This is a genomic window from Thalassospira sp. SM2505, assembly GCF_054901115.1.
On record NZ_CM142731.1, the window covers coordinates 3387527 to 3410060 of the forward strand.

Here is a 22534-nt window from a genome sequence, read left to right on the forward strand (position 1 = left end):
GTAGTGCAAAGGTCGGTTGGTTGGTAAGGCTTAGAAGCCCATGCCACCCATGCCGCCCATACCACCCATGCCACCCATGTCAGGTGCGCCAGCCGGTTTGTCTTCGGCTTTCTCGGCGATCATGCATTCGGTAGTGATCAGCAGACCAGCGACCGAAGCTGCGTCCTGCAGGGCAGTACGAACAACTTTGGCCGGGTCGATGATGCCAGCTTTGATCAGGTTGGTGTATTCGCCCTTCTGAGCGTCATAACCGAACTCGATGTCGTCCTGCTCAAGCAGTTTGCCAGCAACAACCGCGCCGTCTACGCCAGCGTTGGTTGCGATCTGACGAACCGGTGCCTGAAGGGCACGGCGAACGATGTCAACACCGATGGTCTGGTCATGGTTTTCACCTTCGAGACCGTCAAGCGCACGGACAGAGTACAGAAGAGCCGTACCGCCACCAGCAACGATGCCTTCTTCGACAGCAGCGCGGGTCGCGTGCAGAGCATCGTCAACACGGTCTTTGCGTTCTTTAACTTCGATTTCCGAAGCGCCACCGATCTTGATCACTGCAACACCGCCTGCGAGTTTCGCGAGACGTTCCTGCAGTTTTTCACGATCGTAATCAGAGGTGGTTTCTTCGATCTGAGCGCGGATCTGGGCAACACGGCCTTCGATCTGTGCTTTCTCGCCAGCGCCATCAATGATGGTGGTTTCTTCTTTGGTGATGGTAACCGATTTCGCGGTACCGAGCATGTCAAGCGTAACGCTTTCAAGCTTGATGCCGAGATCTTCGGAAACAACCTGACCACCGGTAAGGATTGCAATGTCTTCGAGCATTGCTTTACGACGGTCGCCGAAGCCCGGTGCTTTGACAGCAGCGATTTTCAGACCACCGCGCAGCTTGTTGACAACCAGGGTTGCCAGAGCTTCGCCTTCGATGTCTTCAGCAATGATCAGAAGCGGCTTGCCGGTCTGAACAACAGCTTCGAGCAGCGGAAGAACCGGCTGCAGCGAGGAGATTTTCTTGTCGAAGAGCAGGATGTACGGAGCATCCATTTCTGCAACCATTTTCTCCGGGTTGGTTACGAAGTACGGAGACAGGTAACCACGATCGAACTGCATGCCTTCGACAACGTCGAGTTCGGTGTGCAGGCCTTTTGCTTCTTCAACGGTGATAACGCCTTCGTTGCCAACTTTTTCCATGGCTTCAGCGATCATGTCGCCGACTTCACGGTCACCGTTAGCAGAGATGTTACCAACCTGGGCGATCTCATCGCGACCAGCAACTTTACGTGCACGGCCCTGGATGGATTCGATAACCTTGGAGGTCGCGAGGTCGATACCGCGCTTCAGGTCCATCGGGTTCATGCCGGCAGCAACAGCCTTGTTGCCTTCACGAACGATTGCCTGTGCCAGAACGGTTGCGGTGGTGGTGCCGTCACCAGCCAGATCGGCGGTTTTCGACGCAACTTCGCGAACCATCTGTGCGCCCATGTTTTCGAACTTGTCAGAAAGTTCGATTTCCTTGGCGACAGAAACACCGTCCTTGGTTACGCGCGGAGCGCCAAAGGACTTCTCGATAACAACGTTACGACCTTTCGGGCCGAGGGTCACCTTGACAGCATCTGCCAGGATGTCGACACCGCGCAGCATCTTGGCGCGTGCATCGGTGGAGAATTTTACTTCTTTAGCAGCCATAATATTCTTTCCTCTCTATGAGACGGATGAACGTGGACTTAAGTCACCCAAAGGGCTGACTTATTCCATGATGCCCATGATGTCGGATTCTTTCATGATCAGCAGCTCTTCGCCGTCGACCTTGACTTCGGTACCCGACCATTTGCCGAACAGGACTTTGTCACCTGCCTTGACGTCGAGGGCTACGACCGAGCCATCTTCTTTGCGAACGCCAGAACCAACAGCGACGACTTCGCCTTCCTGCGGTTTTTCTTTGGCGGTATCCGGAATAATGATGCCACCGGCAGTTTTGGTGTCGGACTCGACACGACGTACCAGTACTCGATCATGCAGCGGACGGAACTTCATTTTAGACAACTCCGTGTTAAAGCTAAGGCTCGTTAATAACTAAGACTAACCGGGATGAGCCCGTATTAGCACTCACCCCCGGCGAGTGCTAACAGCATTTATTGGAGTGCCTGTTTAAAGTCAATAGGAAGATGTAAAAAGACGCAGAAATGTCACGATTTTTACGCATTTCCGGCGATTCAAACCGAACAAAAAACCGTCTTCCAAGAAGGGCTGCTGATCACACCATTTTCTATCAACCCGCACAACCCTGCCGTACAAAAATATTTCGCTGCGAACCGACCCACATGCCCTTGCAATTACAAGATCGCAACATTCAGTCAGCGAAGTTCGAAATAGCGCTCATATAATGCTGGCTCATCAAAATGCCGGCGTCCGACAAAGGCGGTTGCATGATGCCCCCACTGGCGCATTGCGCCAGGCCGGTCCACCCCCATTGGCCACAGGATGAAACGTTCCATTCTTTCGGTGCCCGGGACGAAACCGTCTTCATCATAAAGGCTTTCATATCCGCTGCCATCTTTGAGCGGAATGCTCGCAAGTGATTGCTCTGGCTGCATTGATGCTTTTATGGGCGTCAGGGTATTCACGTCTGAATTTTCCGGAGTCACGGCCAAAAGATAGTGACTGATCGCATCAACCCACAGCACCGGACGGGCAAGGGTCGCCGACGCTACAGCACCGGCCGGGCTTTCAGCCGTCTCGCGAATATCACCATCTTCGGGTGCCACAATTCGCTGCAATGACGATGTCGGGAAGAACATATGATAGCAGCCACACCCATGAATGCTGTCCGCAATCAGAGGATGCCCTTCTCCATCAAGGGTGACGCGCCAGATCAATGCATCAAGATGCCCGGCGAGAATATCAAACATTCCCTGTGCCGGTCGTTCGGGGAACCAGACCGAATAGATGATTTGCGGACGCCATTGGTTATTAAACCAGGTATGGCTGAGCCGGTAATAGATTGCAGGGCGATCAAGATCGACAATCGACAAGCCCTCACGCGATGGCAGGGCCGGTGTACCGATGCGATCACTGCTTGTCAGCGTGCGTATCCGAAATTCCGGCGCATAGCGTTCGGCAAGCGATTTGAGCTCGGCATGCGTTGGTATGATCCGGCCAAAGGCATCTTTTTCAATTGCTTTGATCGCGATGGCGTCTTGCCCTGCATCTCCCTGCCCGTCTGCACGATAGCGCTGCCAGTGACCAGAAGCCTGCAAGGCCTCTTCGGACAGATCAAAGCTTCCAAAATTATCACGCTTCCAGCTTTCATAGCCAAAATGCGCGGCAAAGGCTGTTAACGGATAAAACCCGGCAATGCGTTGAAAATCCAGATAGTCATCAGGCACGAAAACCGCCTTGGACAACGACGCGTAATCACCAATGGTCAGTCCCGCAGCCATTTGACTCGCACAGTTTTCGACTTCTGTCAGAGACAGTTCCGCAGCAACAGGAAGATTGCGCAGCTCGTCTGCCCGCGCGTCACGATCAAGTGCGCGCATCTGCGCCACCCAGTCGGCAAACAACAGCTCGCCCTGAGCGCCTTGCGCTATGGCGGTCCCGACCTGCTTGCCCATCAGCACCGAATTTCGGTTGGCCCGCAGAAACCGGTATCCGGCAACAGGTGCCGCACCGATGTTTCGTTGTCCCTGATCAGTAATCAACGCATCGAACTCGCGGAGCTGCTGCGAACAACTTGGTGACGAGACCACAGAAACGCCACTTTGATGGCTACTACATGCTGAAAGAAAACCAGCAAGAAGCACCGGGACATAGCGCAAACGAAATTGCATCGACTGCCCTTTCATATCCGGACAAAACGCGAGCGGCTGGACCAGCAACACCTTTGAGCCAACCTTCATCTGACGACAAAACACAGCATAGGGTCGAAACATTGCAGATTGAAACACTTGATATCACCGACATTAAGTTGCTCTTTCCGCGAAAGTTTGGTGACGAACGGGGTTTCTTCTCCGAAACCTACAGTCAGTCACGCTTTAACCAAGCAGGCATTTCAGTCGAATTTGTTCAGGACAATCATTCACTTTCGCGCGAAGCCGGGGTTTTGCGCGGCCTTCATTACCAATGCCCGCCCTTTGCCCAGGACAAACTCGTCCGCGTTGCTCGTGGTCGCATCCTTGATATCGCCGTCGATATTCGCAAAAATTCGCCGACCTTTGGCAAATGGGTTTCTGCTGAACTCAGCGCTGATGACTGGAACCAGATCTTTGTTCCCAAGGGATTTGCCCACGGTTTCGCAACGCTCGAAGCAGATACAGAAGTCATTTACAAGGTGTCTGCTCCTCACTCGCCTGAAAGCGAGCGGGCAATCATGTGGAACGACCCCGACATCGGTATTTCCTGGCCATTCGATGCTGATGACGTGACCCTGTCTGCCAAAGATGCGGCGGCAATGAGCTTTGCCGATTACTGCAAAGACCCGGATTTCTGATATCCCTACATCTGATCGTAGGTTTTCAACACAGTTTGCAAATAGGTCTTGTAGGAGCTCGCACTATATTGCGCGGTCAGCTCCTCAAACTGATTGAGTGAAATCAGACCATTGCGCAACGCGATTTCTTCCGGGCAAGCAATCTTGAGACTTTGACGATTTTCAACGGTCCGAACGAAATTCGCAGCATCAAGCATCGCCCCGTGCGTCCCGGTATCAAGCCATGCGTAACCGCGCCCCATTTTCTCGACCCGTAATGCACCACGTTCGAGATAGGCCTTGTTAACATCGGTGATTTCAAGTTCCCCACGCGCCGATGGCTTTATGGATCGGGCAATATCAATGACATTGCGATCGTAGAAATACAGCCCAGTCACTGCATAGTTGGATTTCGGCACAGTCGGTTTTTCTTCGATATCCAGGGCGATACCATTGCGATCAAACTCGACCACGCCATAGCGTTCCGGGTCATGGACAAAATAGGCAAACACGGTCGCCCCTTCCTGATGCTGCATGGCATTTGCCAGCAACTCTGTCAGGCCATGACCAAAATAGATGTTATCGCCAAGTATCAGACAACAGGTATCGTCACCGATGAAATTCGCACCAACAATAAATGCATCGGCCAGACCGCGTGGCTCCGTCTGCACCGAATAATCCAGACGAATCCCCCACTGGCTGCCATCGCCCAACAATTCCCGAAACAGGGGAACATCATTTGGCGTACTGATCACAAGAATCTCCGTGATCCCCGCAAGCATCAATGTTGTAAGCGGGTAATAGATCATCGGCTTGTCATAGACAGGCTGCAATTGCTTTGACACGACCAGTGTCGAAGGATGAAGCCGCGATCCGGTGCCCCCGGCCAGAATGATCCCCTTACGCATGGCGGTCATCCTTCTCAAGAGCGACCAGAACGCGTCCGAGGCTTTCCGTCAAAGAAGGAAAATCGACACAAAAGTCTTCCCTGATCCTCCGGTTTGACAAGACGGAATAGGCCGGTCGCCTGACCGCACTCGGAAACTGATCCGAGCGAACAGGTGTGATTTGGCAATCCGCCCCTGACCAGTCAGGTCCGAACACGTCTGCGCCAAGAACCTGAATGCGACGGGCAAAAGCGCACCAATTTACCGGTTCATTCGCAACCACATGATAGGTGCCAAATCCCCGAAACCCGTCAGTCACGATGACCGGCAAAACCTGCAAGACAATACGCGCCAAATCCAGTGCGCTTGTCGGGCATCCGATCTGGTCGTCAACGACTTTGACTTCATCGGTCTCGGCCAAAAGGCGGCACATCGTTTTGATGAAATTCTTGCCAAACGGGCTATAGAGCCATGAGGTTCTGAAAATAAGATGTCTCGGGTTCAGATCACGAACCGCTTGCTCTCCGGCAAGTTTTGTTTGCCCATATATGCCCAGCGGAGCAACGCGATCCGTCTCGACATAAGGTCTTCTGGCATTTCCATCAAAGACATAATCCGTCGAAAAATGAATGAACGGAATTGCATGCTTTGCAGTCTGTTCGGACATTACTTTCACTGCCGTCGCATTGATTGCAAGTGCACGATCAGGTTCGCTTTCGGCAAGATCAACTGCCGTATAGGCAGCTGTGTTGATGACAATATCCGGACATATTTTGTCGACAACTGCGGCAATGTCCGATGGATATTCAAGATCGCAGCAACTGCGCCCGATGAAATTCAACTCAACATCTGAGAAGCTGCTTTCCTCTTGCGCGAGACATCTGGCCAACTGGCTATTCTGTCCAAAAACAAGCGCCCTAATCATTGCGCTTCTCCGTCCCAAGTCCGGATCGTGCAATCGCATTCTGCTTTTTCAGAAGAGGTTCCCACCAGGATTGATGATCGACATACCACTGCACTGTCTGGCACAATCCATTGTCAAAACTGTATTTCGGGCTCCAGCCCAGTTCATCGCGCATTTTGGTCGCATCAATTGCATAGCGCCAATCATGCCCCGGTCTGTCTTCAACAAACTCGACAACATCCTCGAACCGGCCGGTCTGATCACCTCGCTTAAGCTGCCTTACCGTCTCAAAAACCGCCCGGACAAGGTCGATATTTCTGACCTCGTTGCCTCCGCCAACATTGTATTTTTCACCAACCTTTCCACGTGTGAGGATGGCTAATAAAGCTTCTGCATGGTCATCAACATGCAACCAGTCGCGTGTGTTCATACCGGTGCCATACACGGGCAGTTTGCCGCCCTGCAATGCCTTGATTGCCATCAGCGGAATGAGTTTTTCCGGAAACTGGTATGGGCCGTAATTGTTCGAACAATTACTAGTCAGAACCGGCAATCCATACGTCTGATGCCAGGCTCGCACCAAGTGATCAGAACTCGCCTTGCTTGCGGAATAAGGAGAGTTTGGCGCATAGGCGGTTTGTTCGGTGAAGTAACCTTCATCACCCAGTGAACCGTAAACTTCATCTGTAGATATGTGATGGAATCTGAACGCGCTTTGCCCGGCGGGCGTCAATGCGTCAAAATAGGTACGCGCCACTTCGAGCAAGGTAAAGGTGCCAACGATATTGGTCTGCACAAACGCAGCTGGACCATCAATCGAACGATCAACATGACTTTCTGCAGCAAGATGCATGACAGCTGTTGGTTTGAAATCCGCAAACAGCTTTTCGACGACGTCTCTGTTGCAAATATCTTCCTGACAAAATCGATAGTTTCTCTGTCCGGACACACTTTCAAGCGCACGAAGGTCAGCCGCGTAGGTCAGCTTGTCGATATTGAGAATTTCACAGTCATCCCGACCGGCCAGAAGCCGACAAACTGCCGAACCGATGAAACCGGCACCGCCTGTTACAATAATTCTCATCGTGAACTCTTTGTCTGCAAGCTGCGTGTCATTCAGTGCAAGGCACTGCAATTATTCATGGAAAACTTGCGAACTGTATTGGCGGTTCAATCCGTCAATTTAATGGCGCGTTCCAACGCATTCATGCCACTTTTCATGCCCGACGTGGCTGCGACCAGCGTACACTTAGGAACGCCGCGCAATAAAAAAGCCGGATGCAAAGGCATCCGGCTTGATGGTGTCTGATATGAAAAGTGGGCTTATTCGACCGTTACCGACTTTGCAAGATTACGCGGCTGATCAACGTCGGTGCCCTTATGGACCGCAACGTGATAGGCCAGCATCTGAACCGGGATGGTATAAAGGATCGGTGCGACGAAATCGGCAACCTTGGGCAGTTCCACCGTTGCAGATGCCATATCACCAAGTTTCGAAAGCCCCGGCGCGTCCGAGATAAAGATCACGCGCCCACCTCGTGCGGCGGCTTCCTGCATGTTTGAGGCGGTTTTTTCAAACAGCTCGTCAGACGGCGCAATGACAATGATCGGAACTGACTGGTCAATCAGGGCGATCGGGCCATGCTTCATCTCGCCCGCAGCGTACCCTTCGGCGTGGATATAGGAAATTTCCTTGAGCTTGAGCGCCCCTTCCATCGCAATCGGATAGCCAAGCCCGCGCCCGAGATACAAAACATCGCGCGCATCGGCAATATCAAGCGCCAGTTTCTTGAGCGCCTCGTCATGATGCAGGACCTCGGCCGCGTGTTTTGGCACTTCGGTCAGGGCATTGACGATGGCAGCTTCCTCGTCCTTGGCAAGGGTGCCGTTTTCGCGCCCGATGGTGACTGCAAGGCAGGCCAGAACTGTGAGCTGCGTGGTAAATGCCTTGGTCGATGCAACGCCGATTTCAGGTCCGGCATAAGTCAGAAGCACCACGTCACTTTCACGGGCAATCGTGCTTTCCGGCACATTGACGATCGAGACGATCTTCTGGCCTTTGGACTTCGCATACCGAAGGGCTGCAAGGGTATCGAGCGTTTCACCGGATTGCGAAATGAACAGTGCCACACCGCCTTTGGGTAGCGGCGGACAGCGATAGCGGAACTCGGATGCAACATCGACATCGACGCCCAGACCGGCATAACGTTCGATCCAGTGTTTTGCCACCAGACCGGCATAGAAAGACGTGCCGCAGGCAACAATCGTCAGGCGGGTCGCATCGGCAAACGAAAACGGCATATCAGGCAGTTTGATGGTCTGGGTCGCCGGGTTGATGAAGGCGTGCAGGGTGTCGCCGATCACCGCCGGTTGCTCGAAGATTTCCTTCTGCATGAAGTGATTGTAATTGCCCTTGCCCATCATCGCGCCAGAAACGGCCGACAGTTTGGTTTCGCGGGTAACATCAACATCATTTTCATCGCGAACCTGAACAGAATCACGGGTCATCTCGACCCAGTCACCCTCTTCGAGGTAAATCAGCTTGTTGGTAAGATGCGAAAGCGCCATGGCGTCCGAGCCAAGATACATCTCCCCCTCACCGAGTCCAACGGCAAGCGGAGTACCGCGACGCGCACCAAAGATCACATCGTGATGACCCGCGATCATGATCACCAGCGCAAAGGCGCCTTCGATCCGGTGCAGGGTGGCAGCAACGGCGTCACGCGGTGATTTGCCCTGATCGAGGAAATCGGACACCAGATGGACAACCACCTCGGTATCGGTATCGGTGGCAAAGACGCGCCCTTTGGCAGAGAGCTCTGCCTTGATTTCCTGATAGTTCTCAATGATGCCGTTATGAACGACAGCAACCTTGCCATCGGTATGCGGATGGGCGTTGTTCTCCGTCGGAACGCCATGAGTCGCCCAGCGGGTGTGACCAATCCCGACGTCGCCTGCAAGCGGGCTTTGTTCCAGACGGTTGGCAAGATTGATCAGCTTGCCCTCGGCGCGACGGCGTTCGATATCGCCATTAACCAGCGTTGCAATCCCCGCACTGTCATAGCCACGATATTCAAGGCGCTTGAGCCCCTCAAGAATACGCTCGCTGACGCTGTCCTTGCCGATAATCCCGATAATGCCGCACATATTCGTTATGTTCCTACTTCAAATCGCTTTTTCATTTTGCCGTGCGAACTGCCCCGTCACACGACACATTCAAAATCCGGTAACCGGTCTATTTCTTGCCTGTAAGGGCACGCATTTTCTCGCGAAACTTTGCCGCCCATCCTGCTTTTTCAATGCGCTCTGCCCGGGTCAGTGTCAGGGCATCGGCTTCAACCTTTCCGGTAATCGTGCTCCCGGCGCCGACAATCGCGCCATCACCAATTTCAACCGGCGCAACAAGCGCCGAATTTGATCCGATAAAGGCCCCCGCGCCGATATCGGTATGCTGCTTGCGATAGCCGTCATAGTTGCACGTGATCGTACCGGCACCGATATTGGCCTTTGCCCCGACGCGCGCATCACCGATATAGCTGAGGTGATTGACCTTGGCGCCATCTTCAACAACGGCTTTCTTGATCTCGACAAAATTGCCAACCCTGGCACCTGCGCCGATTTCGGCTCCCGGACGCAAACGGGCGTAAGGGCCGATATCGGCAGCCTCGCCAACGACACAGCTTTCAAGATGGCTGAACGCCTTGATCACGACGTTATCGCCAACAGTGACCCCCGGTCCGAAAACCACATTCGGTTCAACTATAACGTCTCGACCAAGTTTGGTATCGGCACACAGAAACACTGATGCCGGATCAATCAGGGTCGCGCCGTCTTCCATGGCAGCCTTGCGCAAACGATCCTGCATGATGGCTTCGGCAACGGCCAGCTGGGCACGGGAATTAACGCCAAGTGTTTCTTCCTCGTCGACTTCTATGGCAACACAGCTTTTACCATGCGCGCGAGAAACTGCGACGGCATCGGTCAGATAGAATTCACCCTTGGCATTGGCGTTATCAATCGCCTCAAGAGTGGTCAGCATATCTTCGGCGCGGAAACACATCACACCGGAATTGCAGAAGTTAAGTGCCCGCTGGGCTGCATCGCATTCCTTGTCTTCGACAATCGCCAGCAATTCACCAGATGCAGGATCCGTCACCAAGCGACCGTAACCGGCGGGATCATCCGGTCGGAAGCCAAGAACGGCAACTGCGTGATCGCCAGCTTCGCGGGCGGCCACAAGACGTTCAAGCGTCTCGGCGGTAAAAAGCGGGCTGTCGGCATAAAGAACAAGAACGTTGCCACTGAGCCCGGCCAAACCATCCTTGGCGGCAAGAACGGCATGGGCGGTTCCCAGACGATCGGTTTGCTCAAACGTGGGATGCGGGGAAACCGTTTCAATCAGTTTGGGCATATCGGGGCCAACGACGACCATTGTCTTGGCCGCACACAGCTTGGCTGCCGTATCAATGACATGATTGACCATCGGCTTGCCGGCAACCTTGTGCATGACTTTGGGCAATGCGCTTTTCATACGCGTGCCCATACCGGCTGCCAAAACGATAACACTTAGCTCAAGTGACATTTATCAATCCGCTTGCCGCATTTTTGATGCAGCATCCCCTGTTCCTACTTCGCGCATGTCGGTTACAACAGCACGGGTAATCTGATTTGCAGCAAGTCTTAGAACATATTCTTTTGCTGCAAAAGCCCATAAAGAATCACGTTTTGTTACCGCCTGTTAGCGGATGTTACCGTTTGTTAATGGCACAAACTCGGTTAAGTTCCTCTGAATCAGTCACCTCACTCAAACCACCCCCTTACGGAGCCCCGCCCAAATGGCAAAATTCATCATGTTCGACCTCGACGGCACCCTGATTGACGGGGTCGAGGATTTGTTGGTTGCAATGAACGGATTGCTTGATGCGCACGGATTATCCGCCATCACTCGACATGATATCGAAGCCATGCTGGGTGATGGCACCTGGATGCTGACCAAACGCGCCTTTGCCAAACGCGATCAAATGCCGGACGATGCCACGCTTGATGAACTTAATATCGACTTCAACAATCGTTATGTTGAAACCGATTATGCCTACACACGGCTTTACGAAAATGCCGAAAACGTGTTGCGCCAACTTAAAGCTGACGGCTGGACCATTGCGCTTGCATCAAACAAACCCGAAGGCCCCTGCAAGGCAATTCTTACCAAGCTTGGCATTGCCGACCTGTTTACCGTGATTGCAGGCGGCAATTCATTCGAAGTCAAAAAACCCGATGGTCGCTTCCTGCGCTTTGTCCTTGATCAGATGGGCTATAAACCCGGCTCTGACGACATTGCCCTCATGGTTGGCGACCATGCAAATGACGTGAATTCGGCCCGTGATGCCAATGTCCATGCCATCGCCGTCGCCTTCGAAGTTGATGACACCCGCGCAAATTCCCTGGGTGCCGATGCCGTCGTCACGGCCTATGAAAATCTGCCCGAAGCCATCAAATCCATCACAGGACTTTAAGCGGTCTGAAACGCCCCAACATCAAGCTTCTCGGAGCATTGCCCATGCACTCATTCCTGCGCGCCGGATGTTTTGGTCTGTTCATCTATGCGATGTTGGCATTTCCTTTGGCCGCATTTGCAAAGCAACCTGATCAGGGAAACCCGGCCAAGGGCGGACTTGTGCTGGACGAGGCATCCAGTCGTCAGGGGGAAGTCCAGGATCAAACCGTCATTGTTCTGCATACCCCATACCAATGGGAACTCAGCACCAAACAGGGGAACCAAACCCTGTTTATCCGCGACTGGAATACTGGCGACGAAATTGCCGAGGATCTTGGTTGCTTCATGTGTGAAGGCGACGAAGATAATTGCAATCAGGACGGCATCTTTGTCCTCACCGAACCCGATGTCAGAGACACAACCGTCTTCTTGCTGGTCTGTCACAAAGGCGCGCATTCACAACGTGCCCGCCTGATTGCCCCGGCACAGCAATCAACACCCGTCATTGATGTGACCGGTGCCTATTTCGTGAATTGGGAACTGGTCGACGGAAAACTCCTGATCACCCATGACGGTGATGCGCCCAACAACGTCATCTGGCCTTTGCCATAATCTAAAACAAAACCCGGTCGACCTTGTTGCCGACCGGGCTTTGATTGCGGGTATGATTGAACCCTGAATCCTAATGGCTGTCTTTCGGGATTTCCTTGCCGCGATGACCGACAAGGAAGTCAAAATCGGCCCCTTTGTCTGCGCCGATAACGCTCTTGTAATAGAGCGATGCATAACCGCTGGCCGGAACCGGGACGGTGTTTTTCCAGTCCTTAAGGCGCTGCGCCAGTTCTTCATCGCTGATATCAAGATGCAGGCGGCGATTGGGCACATCAAGCTCGATCATGTCACCGTTCCGAACCACAGCAAGCGGTCCGCCTGCCGCGGCCTCCGGCGAGGTATGCAAGACCACGGTGCCATATGCCGTGCCGCTCATGCGCGCGTCTGAAATACGCACCATATCGGTGATCCCCTTGCGGAGCACCTTGGGCGGCAGGCCCATATTGCCGACTTCTGCCATGCCCGGATAGCCTTTCGGACCGCAGTTTTTCAGAACCATGATGCAGGTTTCATCGATATCAAGGCTTTCATCATAGATCTTGGCCTTGTAGTCGTCGATATCCTCAAATACCACCGCACGACCACGATGGGTCAGCAGAGCCGGTGTTGCCGCCGAAGGCTTAAGGACCGCGCCGTTCGGAGCAAGATTGCCTTTGACCACCGCGATACCGCCACTTTCGGTCAGAGCTTTTTCAAACGGACGAATAACATCGTCATTCCAGTTCTGAACATCCTTGACCTGGTCCCACATGGTTTCGCCCGAAACCGTCAGCGCATCATTATGCAGCTTTCCGGCCTCGGCCAGTGCCTTGATCACCACAGGCAAACCACCGGCATAGAAGAATTCTTCCATCAGATATTTGCCAGACGGCTGAAGGTTCACAATGGTCGGAATATCACGGCCAAGGCGATCCCAGTCATCAAGGCTCAGGTCAATGCCAACACGTCCGGCAATCGCCAGCAAATGGATAACCGCATTGGTCGAACCGCCAATTGCACCATTGACGCGAATGGCGTTTTCAAATGCTTCCTTGGTCATGACATCAGACGGTTTAAGGTCATCCTTGACCATCTGAACGATACGACGGCCGGTGATATGTGCCATCACGCGGCGACGGCTATCGACCGCCGGAATGGCCGCATTACCCGAAAGCGCCATCCCAAGGGCTTCGGCCATGCTGGCCATGGTTGATGCTGTGCCCATGGTGTTGCACGACCCGGGCGAACGCGACATGGCGATTTCGGCTTCAAGGAAATCCTCGGTGCTGATCTTGCCTGCCTTGCGGTCTTCGGAAAGTTGCCAGAGCGAGGTTCCCGAACCGATATCCTGACCGCGCCATTTGCCATTAAGCATCGGACCACCGGTAACCACGATTGCCGGGATATCGACACTGGCAGCGCCCATCAGAAGCGATGGCGTTGTCTTGTCACACCCAACCATCAGAACCACACCGTCAAGCGGGGTTCCGCGAAGGGCTTCTTCAACATCCATGGCGGCCAGGTTGCGGAACATCATTGCGGTCGGGCGAAGTGTGCTTTCGCCAGCCGAGAAGACCGGAAATTCAAGCGGCAGACCGCCTGCCTCGTAAATGCCGTGCTTGACCCGTTCGGCAAGATCGCGCAGATGGGCATTACACGGGGTCAGTTGCGACCATGTGTTGCAAATACCAATCACCGGACGGCCATCAAACAGATCCGAGGGCAGCCCCTGGTTCTTCATCCAGCTGCGATGATAGATATTGTCCTTGCTGGTTCCGCCGAACCAACCTTCTTGTGATCTTAAAACCCGCGGCCAGGGTGCCGGTTTGAACTTCTTCATGCCCGTTTTCCTTTTTGACTTATTATCGAGACGGGTCCGGAAATGTACGACCCCAAAGACCGCACAGGGGACTGTGAACGACACAAACTGGCACCCAACCGGCTTTGTTGGCTGTTTTCACCCAGATCTGCGTCGTTCCGCGTCATGGTATTGTTAAGCCTTGTTCTTGTTGTAGACGTCGAAGATCACTGCTGCGAGCAGCACCAGACCCTTGATCACCTGCTGCCAGTCAATACCGACACCAATGATCGACATCCCGTTATTCATCACGCCCATGATCAGGGCGCCAACCACCGCACCAATCACCTTGCCGACACCACCCGACATGGATGCGCCACCGATAAACACCGCCGCAATCACATCAAGCTCGAACGCAAGGCCGGCTTTTGGTGTGGCTGTATTCAGACGTGCGGCAAAAACCAGACCGGCAAGGGCCGCAAGCATGCCCATATTGGCAAAGGTAAAGAAGGTCAGGCGTTTGGTATTGATCCCTGAAAGCTTTGCGGCTTTCTCGTTACCACCCAGCGCATAGATGCGACGACCAAGGGTCGTGGAGTTGGTAATAAAGGTGAAGATCGCAATCAGAAGCGCCATGATGATCAGAATGTTTGGCAGACCGCGATAGGTCGACAGCAGATAGGTGACATACAGGATCGCCACACCGGCAACCGCATGTTTGGCAACAAAGAACGCCATCGGTTCGTCAACGGCTGCAAACTTCGCCTGCTTGGCACGCGAACGCAGACCGAGGATCGGCAAAAGAGCAGCCAGAACCACACCAATCGTCATGGAAAAGACGTTAAAGCGGCCTTCGATCAACCCGCCAAAGAAGTCCGGCAGGAAGCCCGAAGACATCGCCTGGAATTCAGACGGGAACGGACCAACCGACGCACCACCCAGAAGTGCCAGCGTCAGGCCCTTGAACACCAGCATCCCGGCAAGGGTCACGATAAAGGACGGAATGCGCCAATAGGCCACCCAGTATCCTTGTGCAGCACCAATGATCGCACCAACCACAAGACAGGCCGGAATTACAAAGACTGTCGGCAGATCCCAGTTCACGATCATCACCGCAGCCAGCGCGCCGACAAAACCAACGACCGAGCCAACCGAAAGGTCGATATGCCCACCGACAATCACCAGCAACATGCCAACGGCCATGATGATGATGTAGCTGTTCTGAAGGAACAGGTTTGTCAGGTTAACCGGCTTGAGCATGATGCCATCGGTCAGAACCTGGAAAAAGGCCAGAATGGCCACCAGCGCAACAACCATCCCGTATTCGCGGATATGGGTGCGCAAGTAGTAACCAATTGATTTGTTATCAGTATCCGTCATTGTCTGTTCCTCACGCTTTCAGGATCATGCGCATGATTGCTTCCTGGCTTGCATCCTTTGCTGCAAGCTGTCCCTTGATCTCACCCTCGTTCATGACGTAGATGCGATCGCACATGCCCAGAAGCTCCGGCATTTCCGACGAGATCATGATGACCCCCTTACCGTCGGCAGCCAGCTGGTTGATAATCGTATAGATTTCGTATTTCGCACCGACATCGATGCCGCGCGTCGGTTCGTCAAGGATCAGGACTTCGGGTGCTGCAAACAGCCATTTCGACAAAACGACTTTCTGCTGGTTCCCGCCCGAAAGATTGACAACCTTCTGCCCGACATTGGGCGTGCGAATATTGATTTTCTGGCGATAATCCTCGGCGACGGAACGTTCCGCCCCGTCATTGAGCACACCACGCTCCGATACCCCGCCAAGATTGGCCAGCGTGATATTCGTCGTAATGCTTTCCTCAAGGATCAGCCCCATTTCCTTGCGGTCTTCGGTGACATAGGCCAGTCCCGATGCAATCGCCTTTTCCACGGTCGAAACATCAACCGGTTTGCCCTTGATCAGAACTTCACCCGAAATGTCGGTGCCATAGGATTTGCCGAAGATGCTCATGGCAAGTTCGGTACGGCCTGCCCCCATAAGACCGGCAATCCCGACAACCTCGCCCGCAGCAACATCAATGCTGACATTGTCAACGACCTTGCGTTCGGGATGCAGCGGATGGGTTGCCGACCAGTTGCGGACTTCCATAAGTTTTTCGCTGCTGATATTGGGCGTGCGTTCCGGATAACGGTGCGCCATATCACGCCCGACCATGTCCTTGACGATATCGTCTTCGGTAATCTGTCCTGCACGGGCATCAAGGGTCGAGATCGATTTACCGTCACGAATAATCGTGATGCGGTCTGCAACACGGTTGATCTCGTTAAGCTTGTGCGAAATCAGGATAGATGTAATGCCCTGCGCCTTGAACTCCAGCAGCAGATCCAGAAGCTTCTGGCTGTCATTTTCCTGAAGACTTGCCGTTGGCTCGTCAAGGATAAGAAGCTTGACCTTTTTGGACAGCGCCTTGGCAATTTCGACCAGCTGCTGTTTGCCGACACCGATGTTGGTCACAAGCGTCGCCGGATTTTCCTTCAACCCGACTTTTTTAAGCAACTCCCCCGTGCGCGCAAAGGTCGCCGGCCAGTTTACAATGCCGTTTTCGGCAATTTCATTGCCCAGAAAGATGTTCTCGGCGATCGACAGTAACGGCACCAGCGCCAGTTCCTGGTGGATAATGATGATGCCGCGTTCTTCGCTATCGCGGATATCTTTGAATTCCTGTACGCCGCCATCGTAAAGAATATCGCCTTCATACGTACCGTGCGGATAAACCCCGCTCAGAACCTTCATCAGGGTGGATTTACCTGCACCGTTCTCGCCGCAAAGCGCGTGGATTTCACCACGTTCAACCTTGATGCTGACATCATCCAGCGCCTTTACACCCGGAAAGGTCTTGGTGATGTTCTTCATTTCCAGGATGGTATCCATCCGGTCCTCCCACTGCTGTCAGTCGCCTGACAACGCCTCTGTGTATTTTGGTCTTTGCTGTCTTGGTTTTCTTTGGGGAAACCCTTCGGGTATCACACCTGTTTGTAGTGTGCTGTATTTTCAGGCTACAGCAAAACAGGACCCGTTCGCAGACATTCTTCGAGACGATAGAACCCGGTAGATTGCCCTATCAGACAGCACACCGGGTTCCATACGAATGTCGGGACTTACTTCACTTCTTCTGCAGTGTAGTAGCCAGAGCCAAGAATGATTTCTTCCCAGTTGGACTTGTCAACCATGACCGGCTCAAGCAGGTAGGAAGGAACAACCTTGACGCCATTGTCATAGGTTTTGGTGTCGTTGATGGTCGGCTCGCGACCGGCAAGAACATCATCGACCATCGAAACGGTTACACGTGCAAGTTCGCGGGTGTCCTTGAAGATGGTGGAATACTGTTCGCCAGCAAGGATCGACTTGATCGACGGCAGCTCGGCATCCTGACCGGAAACGACCGGCATTTTCATGTCGCCAGAGCCGTAACCGACCCCTTTGAGCGAGGAAAGAATACCAATCGACAGACCATCATACGGCGACAGAACACCATCGACCTGTTCGTCAGTGTAATATGCCGAAAGAAGGTTATCCATACGTGCCTGTGCAACCGCACCGTCCCAACGCAGGGTACCAACTTTGTCCATGCCCATCTGGCCGGATTTGATCACGACATCACCGCTGTCAATCAGCGGCTGAAGAACGGACATGGCACCATTATAGAAGAAATAAGCGTTGTTATCGTCCGGCGAACCGCCGAACAGTTCAACATTGTAAGGCGGATTGCCCGCAGCAGCCAGACCGTCAACCAGTGAGGTCGCCTGCTGAACACCAACCTTGAAGTTATCGAAGGTCGAATAGTAGTCGACATTGGCACTTTCGCGGATCAGGCGGTCATAGGCAAAGACCTTGATGCCCGCAGCAGCAGCATTTTCCAGCGCGTTCGAAAGAGTTGTGCCATCGATTGCGGCAATCACCAGAACATCAACGCCCTTAACGATCATGTTTTCGATCTGCGAGAGCTGGTTCGGAATGTCGTCTTCTGCATATTGAAGGTCGGTTTTGTAACCGGCGGCTTCAAACTGCTCGACCATCGAGTTGCCATCAGAAATCCAGCGTGCCGAAGATTTGGTCGGCATTGCGATCCCGACATAGCCTTTTTCGGCGGCATGTGCATAACCGCCAGAAATCATCGGGCTCATCATTGCGGCCGCACCAAAGGCGACCCCTGCCATTACGGCACTGAGACGTTTCATAGCTATCCTCCCTACAAGACACGGCATATCAGCCATTTTTGGTGCCCGACTTTCTCAGGCAAATTGCGCCTGAACATGTCGTGTCTTTGTTTTCAATTGATAATGCATCCCATTTCCCAAAGGACACGGCGCCATTATTCAGAGGCACAACATAACAATCAAATAAGTAATTTCGAAACTTGCATATCAAAATTGATATAATACAATCCCCACCAAGGGAGGAACAACCATGTCCGAGTTTCGAAATAACCAGCCACTGAGCTCTGCCAAGTCCTTGCTTTTCCGATCTGGAAACCTGTTTCAACGCGGGCTCAAGCTCAGCCATCTGCGCATGATCGTCGCCATGGAAGAAACCGGGCAGATCAGTCTGGCTGCCGACATGCTTAAAACCTCCCAGCCAGCAGCATCACGACTGCTTTCGGAAATGGAGAACATCCTTGAAGCGCGGCTGTGCGTGCGTAGCCCGCGCGGGATCGAGATGACCAATGCCGGCCGCGCCCTTGCCCGGCGAGCACGCAGTATGCTGATCGAAATCCGCGAGGCCGAACGCGAAATCGAAGATATCAAGCATGGCGGCGGAACGGTTTTTGTCGGTGCGGTGACGGCAGCGGCGGTGGATCTGGTCGTTCCGGCCATTCGCAGCGTGCAGGCGGTCAACTCGTTACTGGAAGCCCATGTCAGTGTTGGTCCGTCGCATTTACTGATCAAGGATTTGCTGGCAGGCGATCATGACTTTGTCATTGGTCGCGTGCCCGAGGACATGAATCCACGGCAATTCAACATCCGCGAAATTCGCAGCGAAAAAATCCGCCTGATGGTGCGCACGGGACACCCGTTGCTTGAAGCCAACAAGCCGATCACCCTTGCCCGACTGGCCAAGTTCGAATGGATATTGCCCCCGCCGGGCAACCTGATGCGTCGAACCATCGAAGACGTATTTATTTCGCGCCATCTTCCCTTGCCGCATTCAAGCCTGAACTCGGCATCCTTGCTGGTGACACTTGCAACGCTTGCCGATACCGATGCCATCGCACCGATGGCCGAGGAAGTCACAACTCTTCTGGCAAGCGGCGGGCTCATTACCGAACTTCCGTTTGACGGGATGATTGAAATCAAACCCTACAGCCTGATCACCGCGCGTGGTCATCGTCTGTCCCCGTCTGCCCAGCTGGTATCGGATCATGTTCTTGCCCGTATAGAAAAACCGCTGCTTTAGGCCAATATATCCGGATCGGTTATTTGGTTAAATTCTGTGCGTTACAGCCAGACTGACGTAAGCTACTGTCATACAACAAAATATATTCTGGTCGAGAATCATATATGCCGCGCATCGCACACTATCTGGGGACCCTGATCGCTGTTTGCGGTCCGTTTGTCGCATCATTTGCGATGGCAACGGAATCCGAAGAACCGCACCCGGAAGGCCCGACATTTGCGCTGATGGATTTGCGTGGCACCACCGCATGGGCAATCACGCAGTATCAGTGGCTTGAACCCGCTGAAGACGCCCTTGACGCCGTGATTTCCGCGGCAGGCAGGGACAGCATGCGCCTTGATTTCGCAATGGACAGCATCGTTCCGTCCTATTGCGAATTGCGTCCCGATCCGGAAATCTGTGACGGTCCGGGCATTCCGGTGAGCTGGATGGAAGATATTCCGCAAACCATCTGCATGGATATTCCGTCCCCGGTGCGCGCCCGCCACAAGGACGTGCTTGGCAAGGCCGATCAGCTGTGCCTTGAACCAACCAGCAATCTGGCCTTTCCAAAGGACTGGCCGGAAAACACACAATGGACGCAGCTCCATCTCCATCAAACCGTAAAACCCGGCAAGGTACGCATCGAACACGGCACGGCGATTATTGATCTGGAAATATCGGATGCCATCGCGACCCGCCTTGCTTCTCTTTCAGAGCAGGGATACGGGCCCATCATGATTGGCTGGGATCAGGCAACATTGCGCAAAACGCTTGGTCCGCAGCTTGACCAGTTTATCGCCGGTGACGATGAAAATTGCACCTATCTGCAACGCAACCTTGATCCGTCCGGATTGGGATATCTGGTACTTGATGGCAAGCTTGCCCGGATTTCGCTTTATGCTGATGAATATGACGTGGCGACCAGTCTGGTCAAAACCGTCAACGGCATTGCCCTTGGCGCAACCCGTGACGACGTTTTTGCCGCCTTTGGCGACATGGATCTGATCGAGGAAGATCACGAATATCTTGGTGCCGATGCCCGATATATCACCTGGTGGGCGGACACAGCCAAATCACGAGGCATTCGTTTTGAACTGAATGAAGATGGCCTTGTCACGGCCATTCATGCCGGAACGGATGCGATCACGCTGCTTGAAGGCTGTTCCTGAGCCTGTGACCCGCCGACCAATCATCTGAAAAATCACAGCTTTTCCTTTGGCGTTGACAAGGTCTGCCAACGCCGTCAAAAGCGCATTCCGCACATGTCCGGTGCGGGTCAAAAACCAACAACAATATTGCCATCACCTTGCCGCAAAGCATGACCAAAAGGCGTGCTCGCGGAGACAAACACGAATGCAAACGCCTATAACATCCAACCTTGTTGTCATCACCGGCGGCCCCGGTGTCGGCAAAACCACTTTGATCAATCATCTTCATGAACGGGGCTTTGACACCAGTCCCGAGGTGGCGCGTGCGATCATCGAAGAACAGCAGGAACGCGGGGGCAATGCCCTGCCATGGGGGGATAATGACGCCTATGCGGGATTGATGTGCCGCCGCTCGATCCGCGCCTGGCAAGAAGCCATTCAATCCCATCCGCGAACCGTTTTTTGTGATCGCGGTCTGCCCGACACCCTGGCCCATCGCAGGTTATCGAAACTCCCCGAAGATCAGGGATTGATGAATGCGATCCGGACCTATCGCTATCACAAGACGGCATTTGTTCTGCCGCCTTGGTCGGAAATATACAAAACCGACAGCGCGCGAACACAAAGCTTCTCTGAAGCCGTCAGAACATATGTCGTGCTGTGCCGGACCTATCATGAATGCGGCTATGAACTGGTCGAAATTCGCAAGGGCCCGGTCGAACAGCGCGCCGCCCAAATACTGACCCGCCTCAAACTGTAAGTACGGCCATATGGTACCCCAGCCCTCTCCAAATCCGCGACTTACCAAGCGCGTACTCGTCACGCTTGTTGCCATCGGCACAGTGGTGACCGCCATCCCAGCCAGCGCGGCCTGTTATGGTTGGCCGCTACGTGAACATAAGGGAGAATATGCCTATGACGGGGATACGATCTATGTCGCCATTCCCGGTCTGCCCGGCGAGATCGCCAATATGTCGGTGCGTGTACGCGGTGTTGATACACCCGAAATCCGCGGAAAATGTGAAAGCGAAAAGCAACTGGCGCAAAAGGCCCGTGATTATGCACGTGACCGTCTGAAAACAGCCAAATCAGTTGAATTCTGCGAACCTGAATGGGGCCGGTATGGCGGACGCGTCGTGGCATCTGTACGTATTGACGGCAGTCCGCTTGATCTTGAACTTATCCATAACGGCCTTGCCCGCCCCTATGACGGCAAGACAAAGCGTCAGCCATGGTGCCAGGGCTAAGCCAAGCCAAGACGCCCGCCAGATATCACATCCCCCCGTCACATTGGTGTGAAGCCACTGGACAATCGCGATAATCCGACCATCTTTGGGAACGAGAAATTCAGCTATCCCGATGACCAAAGATGTGAAGTGACCGAATATGAGCAAATATCACAAAGACCCGGACGCCATCGCAGACCTGTCCCCGGAACAATATCATGTGACGCAGGAAAGCGGCACAGAGCCGCCGTTCCGCAATGATTTCTGGGATCACAAGGAAGATGGGCTTTATGTCGATATCGTCTCGGGCGAGCCGCTTTTCACATCGCGTGATAAGTTTGATTCCGGCTGTGGCTGGCCAAGCTTTGTAAAGCCTGTTGAGTCCGATCACGTCATTGCCCGCGAAGACAACAGCCATGGCATGCGCCGCATCGAAGTCCGGTCCAAACATGGTGACAGCCATCTGGGCCATGTCTTCCCGGACGGGCCGCGTGATCGTGGTGGATTGCGTTATTGCATCAATTCCGCATCGCTGCGCTTTGTCACCGTCGATGATCTTGAGGCCGAGGGATATGGCGACTATCGCCACCTTTTCGATTAAT

The 22534-nt window shown here is 53.6% G+C and carries 20 protein-coding genes; 8 read left to right on the forward strand and 12 right to left on the reverse strand.

Annotated elements, in window-relative coordinates:
• Window positions 1–30: 30 nt before the first annotated feature.
• From groL to ACTU44_RS15910, 3 genes are all read right to left on the reverse strand, one after another.
• Entirely contained in the window at window positions 31–1683 is a 1653-nt protein-coding gene (gene groL, locus ACTU44_RS15900; RefSeq protein WP_114098385.1) for a chaperonin GroEL, read from the reverse strand.
• 60 nt (window positions 1684–1743) lie between these two features.
• Window positions 1744–2031, reverse strand: coding sequence for a co-chaperone GroES (groES, locus tag ACTU44_RS15905; protein WP_181850257.1), 288 nt, complete (start codon window positions 2029–2031; stop codon window positions 1744–1746).
• 320 nt (window positions 2032–2351) lie between these two features.
• Window positions 2352–3827 carry a hypothetical protein gene (locus tag ACTU44_RS15910; RefSeq protein ID WP_462095893.1) on the reverse strand — a complete coding sequence of 492 codons (1476 nt, stop codon included), beginning with the start codon at window positions 3825–3827 and terminating at the stop codon, window positions 2352–2354.
• Between the two features lie 101 nt (window positions 3828–3928).
• On the opposite strand from ACTU44_RS15910, the gene rfbC reads away from it, so the two are divergent.
• Window positions 3929–4486, forward strand: a complete 558-nt coding sequence (gene rfbC / locus ACTU44_RS15915) for a dTDP-4-dehydrorhamnose 3,5-epimerase (RefSeq protein ID WP_462095894.1) — start codon at window positions 3929–3931, stop codon at window positions 4484–4486.
• 5 nt (window positions 4487–4491) lie between these two features.
• On the opposite strand, the gene rfbA is transcribed toward rfbC, so the two are convergent.
• The 5 genes from rfbA to glmU form a co-directional block, all read right to left on the reverse strand.
• Entirely contained in the window at window positions 4492–5373 is an 882-nt protein-coding gene (rfbA, locus tag ACTU44_RS15920) for a glucose-1-phosphate thymidylyltransferase RfbA (RefSeq protein ID WP_462095895.1), read from the reverse strand.
• Entirely contained in the window at window positions 5366–6277 is a 912-nt protein-coding gene (gene rfbD / locus ACTU44_RS15925; protein WP_462095896.1) for a dTDP-4-dehydrorhamnose reductase, read from the reverse strand. Before rfbD ends, rfbA begins: the two co-directional genes overlap by 8 nt.
• A complete protein-coding gene (rfbB, locus tag ACTU44_RS15930; protein WP_462095897.1) occupies window positions 6270–7340 on the reverse strand; it encodes a dTDP-glucose 4,6-dehydratase in 1071 nt (356 codons plus the stop codon). Before rfbB ends, rfbD begins: the two co-directional genes overlap by 8 nt.
• 239 nt (window positions 7341–7579) lie before the next feature.
• Window positions 7580–9403: a glutamine--fructose-6-phosphate transaminase (isomerizing) gene (gene glmS / locus ACTU44_RS15935; RefSeq protein ID WP_462095898.1), complete on the reverse strand. Its 1824-nt coding sequence runs from the start codon at window positions 9401–9403 to the stop codon at window positions 7580–7582.
• 88 nt (window positions 9404–9491) lie between these two features.
• A complete protein-coding gene (gene glmU / locus ACTU44_RS15940; RefSeq protein WP_462095899.1) occupies window positions 9492–10838 on the reverse strand; it encodes a bifunctional UDP-N-acetylglucosamine diphosphorylase/glucosamine-1-phosphate N-acetyltransferase GlmU in 1347 nt (448 codons plus the stop codon).
• A gap of 253 nt (window positions 10839–11091) precedes the next feature.
• Here glmU and ACTU44_RS15945 point away from each other — a divergent pair, with 253 nt between their 5' ends.
• Together ACTU44_RS15945 and ACTU44_RS15950 are read left to right on the forward strand one after the other, a co-directional pair.
• Window positions 11092–11769 (forward strand): HAD family hydrolase, encoded by a 678-nt coding sequence (locus tag ACTU44_RS15945; RefSeq protein ID WP_462095900.1) that lies wholly within the window; start codon window positions 11092–11094, stop codon window positions 11767–11769.
• 44 nt (window positions 11770–11813) lie between these two features.
• Window positions 11814–12362, forward strand: a complete 549-nt coding sequence (locus tag ACTU44_RS15950) for a hypothetical protein (RefSeq protein WP_462095901.1) — start codon at window positions 11814–11816, stop codon at window positions 12360–12362.
• Between the two features lie 70 nt (window positions 12363–12432).
• On the opposite strand, the gene araD is transcribed toward ACTU44_RS15950, so the two are convergent.
• From araD to chvE, 4 genes are all read right to left on the reverse strand, one after another.
• Window positions 12433–14181 carry an L-arabinonate dehydratase gene (araD, locus tag ACTU44_RS15955; protein ID WP_462095902.1) on the reverse strand — a complete coding sequence of 583 codons (1749 nt, stop codon included), beginning with the start codon at window positions 14179–14181 and terminating at the stop codon, window positions 12433–12435.
• Window positions 14182–14334: 153 nt separating this feature from the next.
• On the reverse strand, window positions 14335–15519 hold the full coding sequence (gene mmsB, locus ACTU44_RS15960; RefSeq protein WP_114098395.1) for a multiple monosaccharide ABC transporter permease: 1185 nt from the start codon (window positions 15517–15519) through the stop codon (window positions 14335–14337).
• Window positions 15520–15529: 10 nt separating this feature from the next.
• Window positions 15530–17053, reverse strand: coding sequence for a multiple monosaccharide ABC transporter ATP-binding protein (gene mmsA / locus ACTU44_RS15965; RefSeq protein WP_114098396.1), 1524 nt, complete (start codon window positions 17051–17053; stop codon window positions 15530–15532).
• Window positions 17054–17280: 227 nt separating this feature from the next.
• Entirely contained in the window at window positions 17281–18360 is a 1080-nt protein-coding gene (chvE, locus tag ACTU44_RS15970; protein ID WP_114098397.1) for a multiple monosaccharide ABC transporter substrate-binding protein, read from the reverse strand.
• A gap of 229 nt (window positions 18361–18589) precedes the next feature.
• Between chvE and ACTU44_RS15975 the strand changes: the two genes are divergently transcribed.
• The 5 genes from ACTU44_RS15975 to msrB all read left to right on the forward strand — a co-directional run bounded on the left by ACTU44_RS15975 (window position 18590) and on the right by msrB (window position 22533).
• Window positions 18590–19576 (forward strand): LysR family transcriptional regulator, encoded by a 987-nt coding sequence (locus ACTU44_RS15975; RefSeq protein WP_114098398.1) that lies wholly within the window; start codon window positions 18590–18592, stop codon window positions 19574–19576.
• 104 nt (window positions 19577–19680) lie between these two features.
• The gene (locus ACTU44_RS15980; protein WP_462095903.1) at window positions 19681–20727 is read left to right on the forward strand and encodes a hypothetical protein; all 1047 of its coding nucleotides are present in this window, start codon (window positions 19681–19683) and stop codon (window positions 20725–20727) included.
• A gap of 184 nt (window positions 20728–20911) precedes the next feature.
• Window positions 20912–21466, forward strand: a complete 555-nt coding sequence (locus ACTU44_RS15985; RefSeq protein ID WP_462095904.1) for an AAA family ATPase — start codon at window positions 20912–20914, stop codon at window positions 21464–21466.
• Between the two features lie 10 nt (window positions 21467–21476).
• A complete protein-coding gene (locus ACTU44_RS15990; RefSeq protein WP_462095905.1) occupies window positions 21477–21953 on the forward strand; it encodes a thermonuclease family protein in 477 nt (158 codons plus the stop codon).
• 139 nt (window positions 21954–22092) lie between these two features.
• Window positions 22093–22533 (forward strand): peptide-methionine (R)-S-oxide reductase MsrB, encoded by a 441-nt coding sequence (msrB, locus tag ACTU44_RS15995; protein ID WP_114098402.1) that lies wholly within the window; start codon window positions 22093–22095, stop codon window positions 22531–22533.
• Window position 22534: the final 1 nt, after the last annotated feature.